The following is a 15,336-nucleotide window of genomic DNA, read 5'->3' on the forward strand; positions in this document are numbered from 1 at the left end:
TCATGACGCCCGTGCACCCGCTCGACCGTCTCTCGCCCGAGCAGGTCGAGCAGGTGCTGGCGCTCGCCCGCGCGGCCGACGACACCGACGGGACGGCACCGCTGTCCGAGCAGGTCATGCTGCATCTGGACAGGTCGGGCACGCACCTCGTGGTCGAACAACACGGACATGTCGTGGGCTACGCCCAGATCGACGACGACGCCGCGGAGCTCGTGATCCACCCGCTGCACCGGCGGCGCGGTCTCGGCCGCGCCCTGGCCGCCGCGGTCCTGGCGGCGAGGGGCGACGGGGACCTGAAGGTCTGGGCCCATGGCGACCACCCGTCCGCGTCGGCGCTGGCCATCCGGCTGCACTTCGACCGGGCCCGCGTCCTGCTGCAGCTGCGCCGATCGCTTTCCCGGCCGCTCGCCGACTTCCAGATGCCCGCGGGTGTACTGCTACGAGCCTTCGTCCCCGGTGCGGACGACGAGCGCTGGCTGGCGCTCAACTCGGCCGCGTTCGCCGAGCACCCCGAGCAGGGCCGGTGGACCCTCGACGACCTGCGCCTGCGCCTGGCCGAGCCCTGGTTCGACCCGGCCGGGTTCCTCCTGGCCGAGCGCGACGGCGAGCTGGTGGGCTTCCACTGGACAAAGGTGCACCCGGGGCCGGAGCCGATCGGCGAGGTGTACGTGCTGGGCGTGGCTCCCGGCGCGCACGGCGGCGGGCTCGGGCGGGCGCTTACCCTCGCCGGCCTGCACCACCTCCGGGGCCGGGGCCTGGCCCAGGTCATGCTCTACGTGGACGAGGACAATCCGCGGGCCGTGGCGCTGTACCGGGGGCAGGGCTTCGTGCGCTGGACCGGTGACGTTCAGTATCGGCGAGGTCACTGACTACTGCCGGTGACGGTGATCACGGGGCAAAACCGGGCACCAGGCATCACCTTTGGGCAGTTCACCCAATGGACAGCTCGCCTCCGGGCAGACGTCATCCGCTGCAAGTGACCTGTTCACTGCTCGTTCACCCTTCCCCGGAGGGGTGGTTACCTGCCGCTCTTAGCGTCCTTGCAAGTCGACGGCCTGCGTCGGCCTTCCGTGATCCTCCCCAGGCATCGGAAGTCGGTATACCCCCCGACGAAGGGACCGCAGTGAACTTCAAGCGGCACGGCCTCATCGCCGGCTTCGCGCTCACCGCGACGCTCGCGCTCGCCGCGTGCGGCTCGGACAACAACGACCCCTCCACCTCGGCCACGAACGGTGGCGCCTCGCAGGGCGCCGGCAGCACCGTTGCGTGTGCGAGTGGCACGCTTACCTCGCAGGGCTCGAGTGCCCAGGGCAACGCCATGTCCGAGTGGGCCAAGGCCTACCAGCAGAAGTGCTCGGGCGCCCAGGTGAACTACCAGGCGACCGCCTCCGGCGCGGGCATCACGGCGTTCCAGGGCGGCACGGCGGACTTCGCCGGCTCCGACTCGGCGCTGAAGGCCGGCGACGAGCAGACCAAGGCCGCCGCCCGCTGCGGCGGTGCCCCGGCGCTCAACCTGCCGATGGTGACCGGTCCGATCGCGATCGCCTACAACCTCGACGGCGTCAAGGACCTGCAGCTGAAGCCCGACACGCTGGCCAAGATCTTCGCCGGCACGATCAAGACGTGGGACGACGCCGCGATCAAGGCCGACAACCCGAACGCCACGCTCCCGTCGACCGCGATCCTCGCCGTGCACCGCGGTGACTCCTCGGGCACCACCGACAACTTCACCGGCTACCTGACCGCCGTCGCGCCGAGCGTCTGGACCTTCGGCAAGGACAAGGTCTGGAAGGCCCCGGGCGGCTCCGGCGAGCAGAAGTCCGACGGTGTGGCCGGCGCGATCAAGAAGACCGCAGGCGCCATCGGCTACGTCGAGTGGTCCTTCGCCAAGACCAACACCCTCGCGACCGCCAAGATCCAGAACGGCGCCGGTGAGTTCACCGCGCTGACCGGCGAGGCGGCCGGCAAGACCATCGCGGGTGCCAAGATCACCGGCACCGGCGACGACCTCGCCCTGTCGATCGACTACAAGACCACCGAGGCCGGGGCCTACCCGATCGTCCTGGTGACCTACGAGATCGTCTGCAGCAAGGGCAACGACGCCGCGAAGCTCCCGCTCCTCAAGGGCTTCCTCGGCTTCACGGTCAGCACCGACGGTCAGAAGCAGCTCGACAAGCTGGGCTACGCCCCGCTGCCCGAGACGGTTCGCGCCAAGGTCGAAGCCTCCATCAAGAACCTGGCCTGACAGGAAGTTTCGTTGAGCCAGACGACTCAGTCCGCCACCTCCGTCGGTTCGCCCGACGGGGGTGGCGGTCTTCCGCCGCGCAAGCGGTTCAGCGGAGACATGCTCTTCCGTGGAACCGCGACGGCCGCCGGCTCGATGGTGCTCGTCATCATCGCGGCCATCGCCATTTTCCTGCTGGTCAAGGCGATCCCGGCCATCAACAAGGACACCGAGAACTTCCTGACGTACAAGGACTGGTTCACCGACGGCGACCAGCCCAAGTTCGGCATCGCGGCCACCGCGTTCGGCACCGTGCTGACGGCGGCGCTCGCGCTGCTGATGGCGGTTCCGGTGGCTCTCGGTATCGCGCTGTGCCTCTCGCACTACGCGCACCGGCGCGTCGCCACGGCGCTGAGCTTCATCATCGACCTGCTCGCGGCGGTTCCGAGTGTCGTCTTTGGTCTCTGGGGCCGCGACTACTTCTACGAGCCCATCGCGAACTTCTCGAAGTGGCTCCACGACGTGGCCGGCTGGCTGCCGATCTTCGGCAGCAACGGCCCCTACGGCAAGTCGGTCCTGCTGGGCTCGGTCGTCCTGGCCATCATGGTGCTGCCGATCGTGACCTCCCTGTCCCGCGAGGTCTTCCTGCAGACCCCGCCGGAGAACCAGGAGGCGGCCCTCGCGCTTGGCTCGACCAAGTGGGAGATGATCCGCACCGCGGTGATCCCCTACGGCCGCGCCGGCATCATCGCCTCGGTCATGCTCGGCCTCGGCCGCGCGCTCGGCGAGACGATCGCGCTGGCCCTGACCCTCGGCAGCGTCTTCGCCGTCAACTTCGACCTGCTCGGCCCCGGCGGCGTCACGATCGCCTCCAACATCGCCAGCCGGTTCGGCGAGGCCAACGAGTTCGGCCGCAGCGCGCTCATCGCGTCCGGTCTCGTGCTCTTCGCCATCACCCTCGTCGTCAACATGGCCGCTCGCGCGATCGTGTACCGGCGGCGTGAGTTCGTGGGAGGCAGTGCGTAATGGCCGTCGAGACCCCCACTCCCACCCGCAGCACCGTCGGCGTGACCGACGCGTCGCAGCTGCGGACCAAGTCGCTGCCGAACTGGACCCCCTGGGTGGTCGTGGTCGCGGCGATCGCACTGGCGTACCTGCTGATCAACCTCACCGGCGCGGGCGGCTGGGTGCTGACCGGCGTCGTGGCGGCCGCCCTGTTCGTGATCCTCATGGGGGCCGCGGCGACGGTTGTCGAGGGCGGGCGCTCGGCTCGCAACCGCATGGCCACGATCCTGATCTACGGCGCGTTCGTCCTGGCCCTGCTGCCGCTGCTCTCGGTGGTGTGGACGCTGCTGAACAAGGGCACCGAGCGGCTGGACGGCAACTTCTTCAACAGCTCGATGAACAACATCGGCCCGTTCGACTCCAACGGCGGTGCCTACCACGCGATCATCGGCACGATCGAGCAGGCCGGCATCGCGACGCTCATCACGGTGCCGCTGGGCATCCTGGGCGCGATCTACATCGTGGAGTACGGCCGGGGCTGGTTCGCCAACACGATCCGGTTCTTCGTCGACGTCATGACCGGTATCCCGTCGATCGTGGCGGGTCTGTTCATCCTGTCCTTCTGGGTCTTCACGATCACGCCGCTGTACAGCTCCGACGGCTTCGCCCACTACTCGGGCTTCGCCGCCGGCCTGTCGCTCAGCGTGCTCATGCTGCCGACGGTGGTCCGCTCCAGCGAGGAGATGCTCCGGCTGGTGCCGACGGCGCTGCGCGAGGGCTCCTACGCCCTCGGCGTGCCGAAGTGGAAGACGATCACGAGCATCGTGCTGCCCACCGCCGGCCCGGGTATCGTCACCGGTGTCATGCTGGCCGTGGCCCGTGCGTGCGGTGAGACGGCACCGGTGCTGCTCGTCGCCGGTGGCGCCTCCGCGATCAACTTCAACCTGTTCGACGGCAACCAGTCGTCCCTCTCGCTGTTCGTGTATCAGCAGGCCGGTGTCGCCTCGGAGTTCTCGCCGGGGCGGGCCTGGACGGCCGCGCTGACGCTGGTTGTCCTCGTCCTGGTCCTCACCGTTGCGGCGAAGCTGCTCGCCCGCCGCAACAAGCTCGCCCGATAATCACTGGAGCGCCACTATGGCAAAGCGGATCGAAGCCCACGGCGTCACCTCGTACTACGGATCGTTCAAGGCCATCGACGGCGTGTCGATGACGATCGAGCCCAAGTCGGTCACCGCCCTGATCGGGCCGTCGGGTTGCGGCAAGTCCACGTTCCTTCGGTCGATCAACCGCATGCACGAGGTGCTGCCCAACGCGCGGATCGAGGGTCAGCTCCTGATCGACGGGCAGAACATCTACGACCGGGACGTCGACGTCACGGCCGTGCGCCGGATGATCGGCATGGTGTTCCAGCGCCCCAACCCCTTCCCGACGATGTCGATCTTCGAGAACGTCGTCGCCGGCCTGCGCCTCAACGGCGTGCGCAAGAAGTCGGTGCTGGAGGAGGTCGCGGAGAAGGCGCTGCGCAGCGCCAACCTCTGGAACGAGGTCAAGGACCGGCTGGGCCGCCCCGGCGCGGGCCTGTCCGGCGGTCAGCAGCAGCGGCTCTGCATCGCCCGGACGATCGCGGTCGAGCCGCAGGTCGTGCTGATGGACGAGCCCTGCTCGGCCCTCGACCCCATCTCGACGCTCGCGATCGAGGACCTCATCACCGAGCTGAAGAACCAGTTCACGATCGTCATCGTCACGCACAACATGCAGCAGGCGGCCCGCGTCTCGGACCGCACCGGCTTCTTCTCGATCGACAAGACCGGGGAGCCCGGCCGGCTCATCGAATACGACGACACGGCGAAGATCTTCACCAACCCGTCGGTGAAGAAGACCGAGGACTACATCACCGGCCGCTTCGGCTAGGCCGCTGCGTCAGGCGACAGGGCGGATGGCGTCGGCCGGGTTGCGGGCCGGCGCCGCCGCCAGGGCGCCGTCGATGCCGCCGGCCTCCGCGAGCTCCAGCAGGGTGTAGCGGGTCGGCGGCAGCATCGTGTACCGGCCGTCGGCCGCCTCCCCGGGCGGGCACCACACGTGGTCGTCGGCCTCGCCGCCCACGTCCCGGGTCACCTGGCCCTCGGGCAGCAGGGCGAGGAAGAAGTACGTGTCGAAGCGCCGCGGCTCGAACTCCGGCGTGATCCAGCGCGACCACGGCACCAGCAGGTCGCTGCGCAGCACCAGGCCGTTGCGCTCGAGGAACTCGGCGAAGCCCAGCTCCCGCGCGATGAGCGCCTGCCGTGCTCGCTCCCAGTCCGGGCCGCTGACGTCGCCGACCACCGTGTCCGCGTCGGCGCCGGCCAGCAGCACCCCGGACTCCTCGAACACCTCGCGCACGGCCGCGCACACGACCGACCGGGCCACCGACTCGTCGAGCTGCAGCCGGGCCGCCCACTCCGCCGGTGCCGGGCCGGCCCACCCGGGCTGGACGGTGGCGTCGCGCGGGTCGACACCACCGCCCGGGAAGGCGTACATAGAGGCCGCGAACGCCATCGTCGCGACCCGGCGGATGAGGTACACCTCGGAGGGCTCCCGCAGCAGCACCACCGTGCTGGCCAGCCGGGGCGGCACCGGCACGCCACCCTCACGCTCGAAGCGCCGGGCCATCTCGGCAAGTTCGGACGGAAGCTGGAACTCGACCATTCCTGTACGTTAGTCGGCCGTGGAGCTCGGCACCGCTTCGTGCCCGGCGCGCCCGTGGGTGCGGCGCCGCTCCTTCATCTCGGCCTCGAACAGGTGCCGGCGGCCACCGGCCAGCTTCTCGCGGGCCTCGCGCTCGACGTCCTTGAACGCGGTGTAGTACCCGTCGTCGAAGTCCTCCACGATCTGGAAGGTCCACCGGCCCGCGATGACGTTGCGCCCGAGCACGTCGGTCGCCACCCGCTCGGCCATGTCGCCGTGCCCGGCGGCGCGCAGCAGCTCGACCGCGTCGTCGAGCATGAGGTCGGCGTGGCCGATGAGCTGGTGCAGGTCGTAGAGGTGGCCGCGGGCCCGTTCGACGGTCTCCAGGGCTTCGCTGAGCTTGCCGAGCGCCTCGACCGTCTTGTCGTCGAGGCCGGCGGGGCGGGTGTGTGCGGCGTCCGGGCCGTCCCTGTGCTGGTCGTTCATGAGAGCGCTATACCCACCTAAGCTACGGTCATGAGCGATCGCATCCGTTGGGGAATCCTGTCGACCGGCGCCATCGCCGCCACGTTCGCCGAGGACCTGAAGCTGCTGCCGGACGCGGAGCTCGCGGCGGTCGGGTCCCGCACCGCCGAGTCGGCCGAGCGCTTCGCCGCCGCGCACGGCGTGGCCCGGGCCCACGGCTCGTGGCGGGCGCTCGTCGAGGACCCGGACGTCGACGCGATCTACGTCGCCACCCCGCACAACGCCCACTACGAGGCGTCGATGCTCGCGCTGCGGGCCGGCAAGGCGGTGCTGTGCGAGAAGCCGCTCACGCTCGCGGTGTCCGAGGCCGAGGAGATGGCCGCGGTGGCCCGCTCCGGCGGGGTGTTCCTCATGGAGGCCATGTGGATGCGGTGCATCCCGGCGATCCGCCGGATCGTGGAGCTGGTGCGCGAGGGCGCCATCGGTGACGTGGTCGCCGTGCACGCCGACTTCGGCATCCAGGGGCCGCTCCCGGAGGACTCGCGGCTGCGCGACCGCAAGCTCGGCGGCGGCGCCCTGTACGACGTGGGGATCTACCCCGTCACGTTCGCCCACCTGTTCCTGGGCGCGCCCGCCACCGTGCAGGCGTGGGCCCGGATGAGCGACGGCGGGGTGGACGAGAACACCGGCATGCTGTTCGGCTACGACTCCGGCGCCGTCGCCGCCCTGACCTGCTCACTGCTCGGCGACACCCCCCGCACCGGCAGCATCACCGGCACCCTCGGCCGCATCGACGTGCGGCGCGACTTCTTCCACCCGCAGGGCTTCACCCTGTGGCGGGGCGACGAACCCCGGGAGTTCGACCTGCCGTACGAGGGCAAGGGCTACCAGTTCGAGGCGGCCGAGGTGCACCGCTGCCTGCGCGAGGGGCTGCTCGACAGCCCGGTCGTGCCGATCGCCGAGACGCTCGACATCCTGCGCCTGCTGGCCGAAGTGTCGGGACTTGTCGGACTTGACTATTCAAGCTGAGGGCTGAACGGGGCGGACGCAGCGTCCCCCCGTCACTACGGTGCGCCGTATGGGACAGCAACTCCGGGCCGATCCCGACCAGCTGATCACCCTCGCCGCGGCCTGCCTGGACGCGGCGGCCACCATCGGCGAGCACTACCGCTCCGGCCTGCGCGAGCTGACGCTGCCGGCCGACGCCTTCGGCAACACGGCGGCGTCGGCCGGGCTGGCCTCGGCGGCCGCGGCCGTCGGCGCCAACGCCCAGCCCGCCGTCGCCGGGCACGTCGAGATCCTCGAGGAGGACGCCGACGCGCTCCTGCAGACCGCGTTCGCCTACCGCGAGGCCGACCGCGCCGCCGCGCAGACGACAGGCGACTCCCGGCGGGCGGGCCTGTGATGCGCAGCGTCGGGGCGCTCGAGGTGGCCGCCATCGCCGTGGATGACGTGTGGGAGCTGGGCGGGCGGCCGGAGGTGCTGGGCCGGGCGGCGGCGGCCTGGCGGGCGGTCGGGGCCGACGTGCGCGGCGGGGTCGAGGCGCTCGTGACGGCGGCGGCGCCGGTCGTATCCGGGGACTGGGACGGGGAGGCGGCCGAGGGGTTTCGGCGCCACCACCGGCAGTACGTCGAGAGCCTGGGTGAGCTCGACCTCGCCATCGGTGACACGGCGCTGGCGCTCGACGGCGCGGCCGCGCTGCTGCGGATCGGCCAGGAGCAGCTCGACACCGTGTTCGCCACGGCCGCGGGAGTACCGCACCACCGCGCCGCCGGCACCGTGACCTTCGCGCCCGCGGACGAGGGGCAGGCCGCGGCGGTCCGGGCGGCGATCGCGGAGGCCGGCGCGATCCGGGCCGACATCGAGCGCGGGCTGGCCGAGCACCACGGACGGCTGGACGGCGCGCGGACGCGGTGGGAGATGCTGGCCCGGACCTGGCTGCCGGTCATCGGGCGGGTGTTCGCCGACTGGGTGCCGCCGCCGGCCTCCGGTGCACCGGACGCGCGCCTGGTCGCAGACCTGTTCGTGGTGCAGGCCGGCGGGGGCGCGAACCGGGTCGAGGTCGGCGCCGGCTTCGTGGTCGTCGACGGCGAGCGGCTGGCGATCCCGGACGGCGCGCGGCTCGTGCTGCGCACCGGTGCGGGCGACGACACGGTGGAGGTCGCCGGGAGCGACGGGGTGACGGTGCTGGGCGGCGACGGTGACGACCAGCTCACCGGCGGGTCCGGCGACGACGTGCTCATCGCCGGGATGGGCGTGGACACGGTGACCGCCGGGGCCGGCGCGGACCGGGTGAGCCTCGGCGCGATGGTGCCGACCGCCCGGACGGCCCCCAGGGACGCGGTCGAGCGGGCCGACCTGGGTGACGGCGACGATCGCCTCTGGGGCAGCTTCGGAGGTGATGACGTGGTGGGCGGGTCAGGTGCCGACCTGCTGTTCGGGGGTACGTCCGGCGACCGCCTCTCGGGAGATGACGGCGACGACACCGTGGCCGGCGGGGGAGACGGTGACCACCTGCTCGGCGGGGGCGGGTTCGACCTGGTCGACGGCGGCGACGGGCGGGACTACCTCGACGGCGGGGCCGGGGACGACCGGCTCGACGGCGGGCGCGGTGACGACACGCTCTACGGGCTGGACGGCGCCGACGTGCTGCACGGCGGCGAGGGCGATGACTTCGCCGACGGCGGCGCCGGGGCCGACCTGGTGGCCGGGGACGACGGCGCGGACGTGGTCTCCGGCGGCTCGGGCGACGACCTCGTCGACGGCGGTGGCGGGGACGATGTGGCGTACAGCGGAGCCGGCCGGGACACGGTGAGCGGGGGCGCCGGGACCGACACGCTCTTCGGGCAGGGCGAGGATGACGCGGCGGGCGTCGAGCGGCTGGAGGCGACGGCGGCCGGCGGGGACCTGACCGGGTTCATCGAGGTCGGCGGCGACCCCGCGTACCAGGCCCGGGTCCGCGCCGACCTGGACCTGCTGGCGGCCTCGCCGGCCGGGCGGGCGATGCTCGAGGACCTGCGCGGCTCCGGGGTGCGGCTGCACATCGTGCCGACCGCCGACGCCAACGGCTACGCGAACTACGACGGCGGGGTGCCGACGATCCAGTACAACCCGGCGTACGACGCGCGGCCGCCGGCCGTCACGCTCTTCCACGAGATGGCGCACATCCACGACTACGAGCACGGCAGCACCGACCGGGAGCCGTACAACGAGGGCAGCGGGCCCGATTACCAGTATCAGGGCGGGCCGCCGGTGCCGAACTACGAGCGGCAGGCCGTGGGGCTGCCGATCGACGACGACGGCGACCCGCTGACGCCGAACCGGATCGATCCCGCGCACGAACTGCGGCTCACCGAGAACGGGCTGCGGGCCGAGATGGGGCTGCCGGCCCGGGAGCGCTACGGCTCGGCGTCGTAGCGGCGCGCGGCCGGGGTTTCAGGGGTCGGGAGCCCCTTGCTTTGCCGCTTCGTGCCCTAGAACGCGAAGTGGGCGACCGTGTAGGTGAGGATCGCGATCATGGCGGCGGCAGGGAAGGTCAGCACCCAGGCGATCAGGATGTTGCCGGCGACCTGCCAGCGGACGGCCGAGAGTCGCTTCGTGGCGCCGACGCCCATGATCGCCGAGGTGATGCTGTGGGTGGTCGAGATCGGCAGGCCCATCTGCGAGGTGGTGAAGAGCACGCCGGCGGCGACCGTCTCGGCGGCGAAGCCCTGCGCCGGGTCGAGGTCGATGACCTTGCGGCCGAGGGTGCGGATGATGCGCCAGCCGCCCGAGTACGTGCCCAGGGCCAGCACCGTCGAACAGGCCAGGAACACCCACTCCGGGATGTCGGTCTTGCTGGCGTGGTAGCCGCCCGTGTACAGCGCCAGCACGATGATGCCCATGGTCTTGGCCGCGTCCTGCATGCCGTGGCCGACCGCCATCGCCGCCGCCGAGACCGTCTGCGCGCGGCGGAAGCCCTGGCTGCGCGGGGGGCCGTTCCGGAACGCCCACATGATGGCGATCATCAGCAGGGCGCCCAGGACGAAGCCGACAAGCGGCGAGGCGACCATCGGCACGACGACCTTCTCGACGATGCCGGACCAGAGCACCTCGGCGTTCACGCCGAACCAGACGGCGCAGAGCGAGGCCCCGACCAGGCCGCCGAAGAGGGAGTGCGACGAGGAGGAGGGCAGGCCGAAGTACCACGTGATGAGGTTCCAGGCGATGGCGCCGACGACGCCGGAGAACACGATGCCCAGGCCGTTCAGGCCGGTGGGCGGGTCGATGATGCCGCTGCCGACGGTCTTGGCGACGTGGCCGCCGAGGTGCGCCCCGATGAAGTTGCCGAGCGCGGCCATGGTCAGACCGACCCGCGGCGTCAGCGCCCGGGTGGAGACCGACGTGGCGATGGCGTTGGCGGCGTCATGGAAGCCGTTGGTGTAGTCGAAGACCAGCGCCACCGTGATGACGGCCAGGACCGCGACGAGTTGCCCGCTGATGGCTACGACTCCTTGACCACAATGGTCTCGACCGTGTTCGCCACGTGCTCGAAGGCGTCGCAGGCGGCCTCGAGCTCGTCGATGACCTCCTTCATCTTGAGCACCGTCAGCGCGTCGTACTCGCCGGAGAAGAGCCGGACGAGGGCCATCCGGTAGGCGCTGTCGCCCTCGTTCTCGAGGCGGTTGCACTCCACCCAGTACGGCTCCAGGTCCTTCATGGACTTGAGCCGCGGCATGGCGTCGGCGGTCAGGCGGGACTGCTGGTCGAGCACCTTGACGATCTCGTGGATCTCGCGGGGGAGCGCCGGGAGCTTGGTGAGGCCGTAAAGGTACAGCAGGCTGCCCACCGCCTCCAGGTGGTCCATCACGTCGTCGAGCAGCGACCCGAGGCGGTAGATGTCCTCGCGGTCGAAGGGGGTGATGAAGCTGGAGTTGATCTTCTTGTACAGCTCGTGCGTGATCGCGTCGCTGTCGTGCTCGACCTCGACCAGCCGCTCGCTCACGGACTGGACGTCGGCACCCGGGACGGCCAGCTCGGAGAGCAGGTCTGTCCCCTTGACGAGATTCTGGGCCGCGCGGCTGAAGAGCTCGTAGAACGAATCGTCACTCGGACGCAGCCTGAACCGCACAGTCGACCTCGATACCTCAACGAAGGAGCGCCCAACACTTAAAGCGTGAATGTTAAGGCCATGCACACCCGCGCGTCGCCGCGAGATCCCTTGCACGCTGCGGGTTCATCCTACGTTTACCTTGAGTTTGCCTCCGGCGTCGCCGTGTATCGGACCGGTACCGCTCGGTGTTTGTACGTCCGGGCCACCGGTTGGCGCAGGAAGCGGGCCAGCGCACCCCGGTGCCGGCTCGCGATGACGTCGACCTCGGCCGCCCGCAGCTCGCGCCAGAAGGCGTTGCGGACGCGGCGCGGCGACTCCGGTACGTCCGCGAAACGAACACGGCGCCCGTCCGCGTGGGCCGCCCGGACGAGTGAGCGCAGGATGTGCCGCGCCTCCGCCGGGAACTCGGGCCACTCCTCCTGCGCGTCGAACCCGAGCCGGGCCGCGAGCGGCGCGGTCACGAACGGCGCCACGCCGGCCGGGAGACCGCCGGGCTCGAGGTCGCTGAACCGCCCCTCCAGGAACGCGTAACGCTCATAGGCCCCGAGCAGATCCGCCCGCGACCAGTGCGGCCCGGTCAGCACAACGGTGATGGCGCCGGGAATGACCCGTCCACCGAGGAACTGGGTGAAGATCCGGGCGTGCGGCCGGAGGAGCCGATCGAGGGTCTCGTACTCCAGCCCGGTAGCCCGCACGACCCCCGTCTCCGGGTCCGGCTCCGGCTCGGCGCAGACCATGAGCAGAAACGGCTCGGCCCGCCGCGCGTGCACCCGCCCGAGCGGATTCTGCGCCACCCGCGTGGCGAGGGGCGCGAGCACGGCCTGGTCGAACGTGGGCGCCGGCTCGCCGGGCGGCATGGCGCAGGTGAGCCGAAGCGTGGGCGCGGTGGTGTCCGCGTCGATCCGCACGCCGACCTCTACCCCGGCAAACCCGCTCCGGGCGGCCGCGGCCGCCGGATCGACGGGCCCGTCGAGCGCCACGAGAAGCCCGGTGGCCAGGTAGGGCCGCCCCCGCCGAACCCGAGCCGCCGCCACGGCCCCGACCACCCCACAGGTAGCCAGACCCGCAAGACCGGCGGCAACCGTCGCCAGGGCATCTTCCATACACAAAATGGTACTTAACGTACATTTCGCATGTAGCTGTTTTGGCTGTGTATATTGCTCGCTTCGCTCGCGGTGGGGGAGACGAGTCTCCACCCACACCCCCGCATGAGCTTCGCCGCGCGGCCGGGCCGCATCGGGTCGGGCCGCGGCACCGCCGTCCGCTGCCGGCGGCGGCCCGCTCCTGGACGGTTGCTACCGGCGACGCACTCGGCGGGGCGATGGGGGCCGGCTCTTCGTGCATCCGCTCCAGGAGGCCGGGCCGGCGAGGGCGGGCCTGTCTCACGGCGCGAGCCCTCTCACGGCGCGAGCCCTCTCACGGCGTGAGTCCGTTCTCGTGATGCGAGCGATAGGGGCGCACGGCCCGGACATGTCAAGCCGGATGCCGACCACGCCTCGGCGCGCGGCGAGGGAGCGGTGCGTCGGGCCTGGTGCCTGACCGGGAGGCACGGCAGGAGGGCGTTCGGCCGGGACGACAGCTCGCGGGAGCTTCAGCCAGGCGTGCGGCGAAGTTCAGCCAGACGGGGGACGGGAGCCGGGTGGCGCGATCAGCGCAGACCAGAGGCTCGATCGATGCCTGCGAAGGCGGGTCGGCGTCGACGGGCGACACGGGCCCCGGCGAGGTGTCCCGCCGGGGAGCCGGGGTGCAGCGGGCAAGCGGGCAGGTCAGGACTCGGCCAGGCGGCGCAGGGCGCCGCGGACGACGTCGGGCTTGGTGGTGTACCAGAACGGGGGCAGGGATTTGCGCAGGAAGGGGCCGTAGCTCGTCGCGTGCTCCAGGCGGGAGTCGAGCACCGCCACCACGCCCTTGTCGCCGCGGGAGCGGATCAGGCGGCCCACGCCCTGGGCCAGGCGGACGGCGGCTATGGGGACGCTCACGGCGGCGAAGCCGGAGCCGCCGGCGGACTGGACGGCGTCGGAGCGGGCGGCGGAGAGGGGTTCGTCGGGGCGGGGGAAGGGGAGGCGGTCGATGATGACCAGCTGGCAGGCGTCGCCGGGGACGTCGACGCCCTGCCAGAGGGACATGACGCCGAGCAGGCAGCTGTTGCGGTCCTGGCGGAACTTGCGGACCAGGATGGGCAGGGCCTCCTCGCCCTGCAGGAGGATCGTGATGCCGGGGGTGCGCAGGCGCAGGACCTCGGCGGCCCGCTCGGCCGCCTTGCGGGAGGAGAACAGGCCCAGCGTGCGGCCGCCCAGGGCCTGGACCAGCTCGACCATCTCGTTGGCGGCGGGCTCGGACAGCCCGGACGAGGACGGGCGGGGCAGGTGGGCGGCGACGTAGAGGATGCCCTGCTTGGCGTAGTCGAACGGCGAGCCGACGTCGAGGGAGCTCCAGGCCAGGCCGGCCGTGTCGCGCGACTCGTCGGCCCGCACGACCGTCGCGCGGGCCTCCTCGGCGGGGGTACGGGCGGCGGGCGGGCGGTCGGTGTTGGCCGGCAGGCCCAGGGAGCGGGCCACGGTGTCGAACTGGCCGCCGAGGGCGAGGGTGGCCGAGGTGGCCACGACGGTGCGGTCGGCGAACAGGTGGGAGCTGAGCGTGCCGGCCACCGAGAGAGGGGCGATGACGACGGCGCGGCGGCCGCGCTCGTCGCGCTCGATCCAGGTGACGTCGTGCTCGGCGTTGGCGACCATGCGCTGGGCGATCTTCACCAGATCGCCGATCATGGTGCGGGCCTGGGTCTTGCGCACGGGGTCGGCGTCGTCGGCGCGGACCTCGCCGATGGCGTCGAGGGCCTTGCGGCCGCCGGCGTCGAGGAGGGTGAGGGCCTCGGCCAGCACCGTCGGCAGGTCGCCCACGACCCGCCCGGCCGGAACCTCGGCCAGCGCCACGGTGAGCAGGTCGCCGGCCTCCATGAGCCGGTCGGCCACGTCGTCGTCCACGTAGGCCCGGCAGCGGCGGGCGGCCCGCTCCAGCGTCTCCGGGGTCAGCTCGGCCTGCGAGGCGGAGCTGACCCGGTCGGCCAGCTCGTGGGCCTCGTCGACGACCAGCAGCTCGTGCGGCGGGATGATCTGCCGGCCGGTCAGCATGTCGACGGCGAGCAGGCTGTGGTTGGTGACCACGATGTCGGCCTCGCGGGCCCGGCTGCGGCTGGCCTCGGCGAAGCACTCGGCGCCGTAGGGGCACCGCTGCGCCCCGACGCACTCGCGCGCGGGCATCGACACGAGCTTCCAGGCCGTGTCGTCGACGCCCGGGTCGAGCTCGTCGCGGTCGCCGGTCTCGGTCTCCTGGGCCCACTCGCGCAGCCGCTCGACGTGCTTGCCGAGCCGCCCGGCCTCCCCGAGCCACCTGGTCGGCTTCGCCTCGCCCACGTCGAACAGGCCGTCGTCGGGCTCGTCGGCGGAGGTGCCCTCCAAGCGGGCCAGGCACAGGTAGTGGTGGCGGCCCTTGAGCACCGCGAACGTCGGCCGCCGGCCCAGCACCGGCTCGACGGCGTCGGCCAGCCGCGGCAGGTCGTGGTCGACCAATTGGGACTGCAGCGCCAGCGTGGCGGTCGAGATCACGACCGGGCCGTCGACGAGCAGTGACGGCACGAGATAGGCCAGCGACTTGCCGGTGCCGGTCCCCGCCTGCACGAGGAGGTGCTCCTCCCGCTCCACCGCGGTCGTGATCGCCTTGGCCATGCTCTGCTGCCCGGGCCGCTCGGCTCCGTCGGGCACCGCGCCGACCGCGGCGGCCAGCAGGTCGAGCACTTCGGGGCGGGCGCGCCGGGTCTGGGGGGAGGCTGTCACGGCCAGGACGCTACTCCTCGGGTACGACAAATCTGGCGAGCCCTGGCCTACCGTGG

General features: G+C 71.8%; 14 protein-coding genes. 8 read left to right on the plus strand and 6 right to left on the minus strand.

Features of this window, described 5'->3' with window-relative positions:
- Positions 1 to 2 precede the first annotated feature (2 nt).
- From mshD to pstB, 5 genes are all read left to right on the plus strand, one after another.
- Entirely contained in the window at positions 3 to 869 is an 867-nt protein-coding gene (mshD, locus tag Dvina_RS03490; protein ID WP_223100924.1) for a mycothiol synthase, read from the plus strand.
- 254 nt (positions 870 to 1,123) lie between these two features.
- Positions 1,124 to 2,245, plus strand: a complete 1,122-nt coding sequence (gene pstS / locus Dvina_RS03495; protein ID WP_223100925.1) for a phosphate ABC transporter substrate-binding protein PstS — start codon at positions 1,124 to 1,126, stop codon at positions 2,243 to 2,245.
- A 99-nt stretch (positions 2,246 to 2,344) separates the two neighbouring features.
- Entirely contained in the window at positions 2,345 to 3,250 is a 906-nt protein-coding gene (pstC, locus tag Dvina_RS03500; RefSeq protein WP_223100926.1) for a phosphate ABC transporter permease subunit PstC, read from the plus strand.
- Entirely contained in the window at positions 3,250 to 4,347 is a 1,098-nt protein-coding gene (pstA, locus tag Dvina_RS03505) for a phosphate ABC transporter permease PstA (protein ID WP_223100927.1), read from the plus strand. Before pstC ends, pstA begins: the two co-directional genes overlap by 1 nt.
- A gap of 16 nt (positions 4,348 to 4,363) precedes the next feature.
- Positions 4,364 to 5,140: a phosphate ABC transporter ATP-binding protein PstB gene (gene pstB, locus Dvina_RS03510; protein WP_223100928.1), complete on the plus strand. Its 777-nt coding sequence runs from the start codon at positions 4,364 to 4,366 to the stop codon at positions 5,138 to 5,140.
- Positions 5,141 to 5,149: 9 nt separating this feature from the next.
- On the opposite strand, the gene Dvina_RS03515 is transcribed toward pstB, so the two are convergent.
- Positions 5,150 to 5,914 carry an NUDIX hydrolase gene (locus tag Dvina_RS03515; protein ID WP_223100929.1) on the minus strand — a complete coding sequence of 255 codons (765 nt, stop codon included), beginning with the start codon at positions 5,912 to 5,914 and terminating at the stop codon, positions 5,150 to 5,152.
- Between the two features lie 9 nt (positions 5,915 to 5,923).
- Positions 5,924 to 6,379, minus strand: coding sequence for a hypothetical protein (locus tag Dvina_RS03520; protein ID WP_223100930.1), 456 nt, complete (start codon positions 6,377 to 6,379; stop codon positions 5,924 to 5,926).
- Positions 6,380 to 6,409: 30 nt separating this feature from the next.
- On the opposite strand from Dvina_RS03520, the gene Dvina_RS03525 reads away from it, so the two are divergent.
- The 3 genes from Dvina_RS03525 to Dvina_RS03535 are packed head-to-tail and all read left to right on the plus strand — an operon-like array spanning position 6,410 to position 9,775.
- Complete coding sequence (locus tag Dvina_RS03525; protein WP_223100931.1) at positions 6,410 to 7,387, plus strand: Gfo/Idh/MocA family protein; 978 nt, start codon at positions 6,410 to 6,412, stop codon at positions 7,385 to 7,387.
- Positions 7,388 to 7,436: 49 nt separating this feature from the next.
- Positions 7,437 to 7,763 carry a hypothetical protein gene (locus tag Dvina_RS03530; RefSeq protein WP_223100932.1) on the plus strand — a complete coding sequence of 109 codons (327 nt, stop codon included), beginning with the start codon at positions 7,437 to 7,439 and terminating at the stop codon, positions 7,761 to 7,763.
- Positions 7,763 to 9,775 carry a M91 family zinc metallopeptidase gene (locus Dvina_RS03535; RefSeq protein ID WP_223100933.1) on the plus strand — a complete coding sequence of 671 codons (2,013 nt, stop codon included), beginning with the start codon at positions 7,763 to 7,765 and terminating at the stop codon, positions 9,773 to 9,775. The genes Dvina_RS03530 and Dvina_RS03535 overlap by 1 nt, the downstream gene beginning before the upstream one ends.
- A gap of 56 nt (positions 9,776 to 9,831) precedes the next feature.
- Here the strand turns inward: Dvina_RS03535 and Dvina_RS03540 are convergent, their stop codons facing one another.
- From Dvina_RS03540 to Dvina_RS03555, 4 genes are all read right to left on the minus strand, one after another.
- Positions 9,832 to 10,839 carry an inorganic phosphate transporter gene (locus tag Dvina_RS03540; RefSeq protein ID WP_223105294.1) on the minus strand — a complete coding sequence of 336 codons (1,008 nt, stop codon included), beginning with the start codon at positions 10,837 to 10,839 and terminating at the stop codon, positions 9,832 to 9,834.
- Positions 10,840 to 10,841: 2 nt separating this feature from the next.
- Positions 10,842 to 11,468, minus strand: a complete 627-nt coding sequence (locus Dvina_RS03545; RefSeq protein WP_223100934.1) for a DUF47 domain-containing protein — start codon at positions 11,466 to 11,468, stop codon at positions 10,842 to 10,844.
- A 116-nt stretch (positions 11,469 to 11,584) separates the two neighbouring features.
- The gene (locus tag Dvina_RS03550) at positions 11,585 to 12,553 is read right to left on the minus strand and encodes a PI-PLC domain-containing protein (protein WP_223100935.1); all 969 of its coding nucleotides are present in this window, start codon (positions 12,551 to 12,553) and stop codon (positions 11,585 to 11,587) included.
- A gap of 663 nt (positions 12,554 to 13,216) precedes the next feature.
- The gene (locus Dvina_RS03555) at positions 13,217 to 15,286 is read right to left on the minus strand and encodes an ATP-dependent DNA helicase (RefSeq protein ID WP_379993157.1); all 2,070 of its coding nucleotides are present in this window, start codon (positions 15,284 to 15,286) and stop codon (positions 13,217 to 13,219) included.
- Between the last annotated feature and the right edge of the window lie 50 nt (positions 15,287 to 15,336).

It is taken from the genome of Dactylosporangium vinaceum (genome assembly GCF_019904175.1).
Classification (GTDB): domain Bacteria; phylum Actinomycetota; class Actinomycetes; order Mycobacteriales; family Micromonosporaceae; genus Dactylosporangium; species Dactylosporangium vinaceum.

Coding starts and splice junctions, on each gene's coding strand:
- mshD (WP_223100924.1), top strand. CDS start 3: ATGACGCCCGTGCACCCGCTCGACCGTCTCTCGCCCGAGCAGGTCGAG.
- Dvina_RS03520 (WP_223100930.1), bottom strand. CDS start 6,379: ATGAACGACCAGCACAGGGACGGCCCGGACGCCGCACACACCCGCCCC.
- Dvina_RS03530 (WP_223100932.1), top strand. CDS start 7,437: ATGGGACAGCAACTCCGGGCCGATCCCGACCAGCTGATCACCCTCGCC.
- Dvina_RS03550 (WP_223100935.1), bottom strand. CDS start 12,553: ATGGAAGATGCCCTGGCGACGGTTGCCGCCGGTCTTGCGGGTCTGGCT.
- Dvina_RS03535 (WP_223100933.1), top strand. CDS start 7,763: ATGCGCAGCGTCGGGGCGCTCGAGGTGGCCGCCATCGCCGTGGATGAC.
- pstA (WP_223100927.1), top strand. CDS start 3,250: ATGGCCGTCGAGACCCCCACTCCCACCCGCAGCACCGTCGGCGTGACC.
- pstC (WP_223100926.1), top strand. CDS start 2,345: ATGCTCTTCCGTGGAACCGCGACGGCCGCCGGCTCGATGGTGCTCGTC.
- pstB (WP_223100928.1), top strand. CDS start 4,364: ATGGCAAAGCGGATCGAAGCCCACGGCGTCACCTCGTACTACGGATCG.
- Dvina_RS03525 (WP_223100931.1), top strand. CDS start 6,410: ATGAGCGATCGCATCCGTTGGGGAATCCTGTCGACCGGCGCCATCGCC.
- Dvina_RS03515 (WP_223100929.1), bottom strand. CDS start 5,914: ATGGTCGAGTTCCAGCTTCCGTCCGAACTTGCCGAGATGGCCCGGCGC.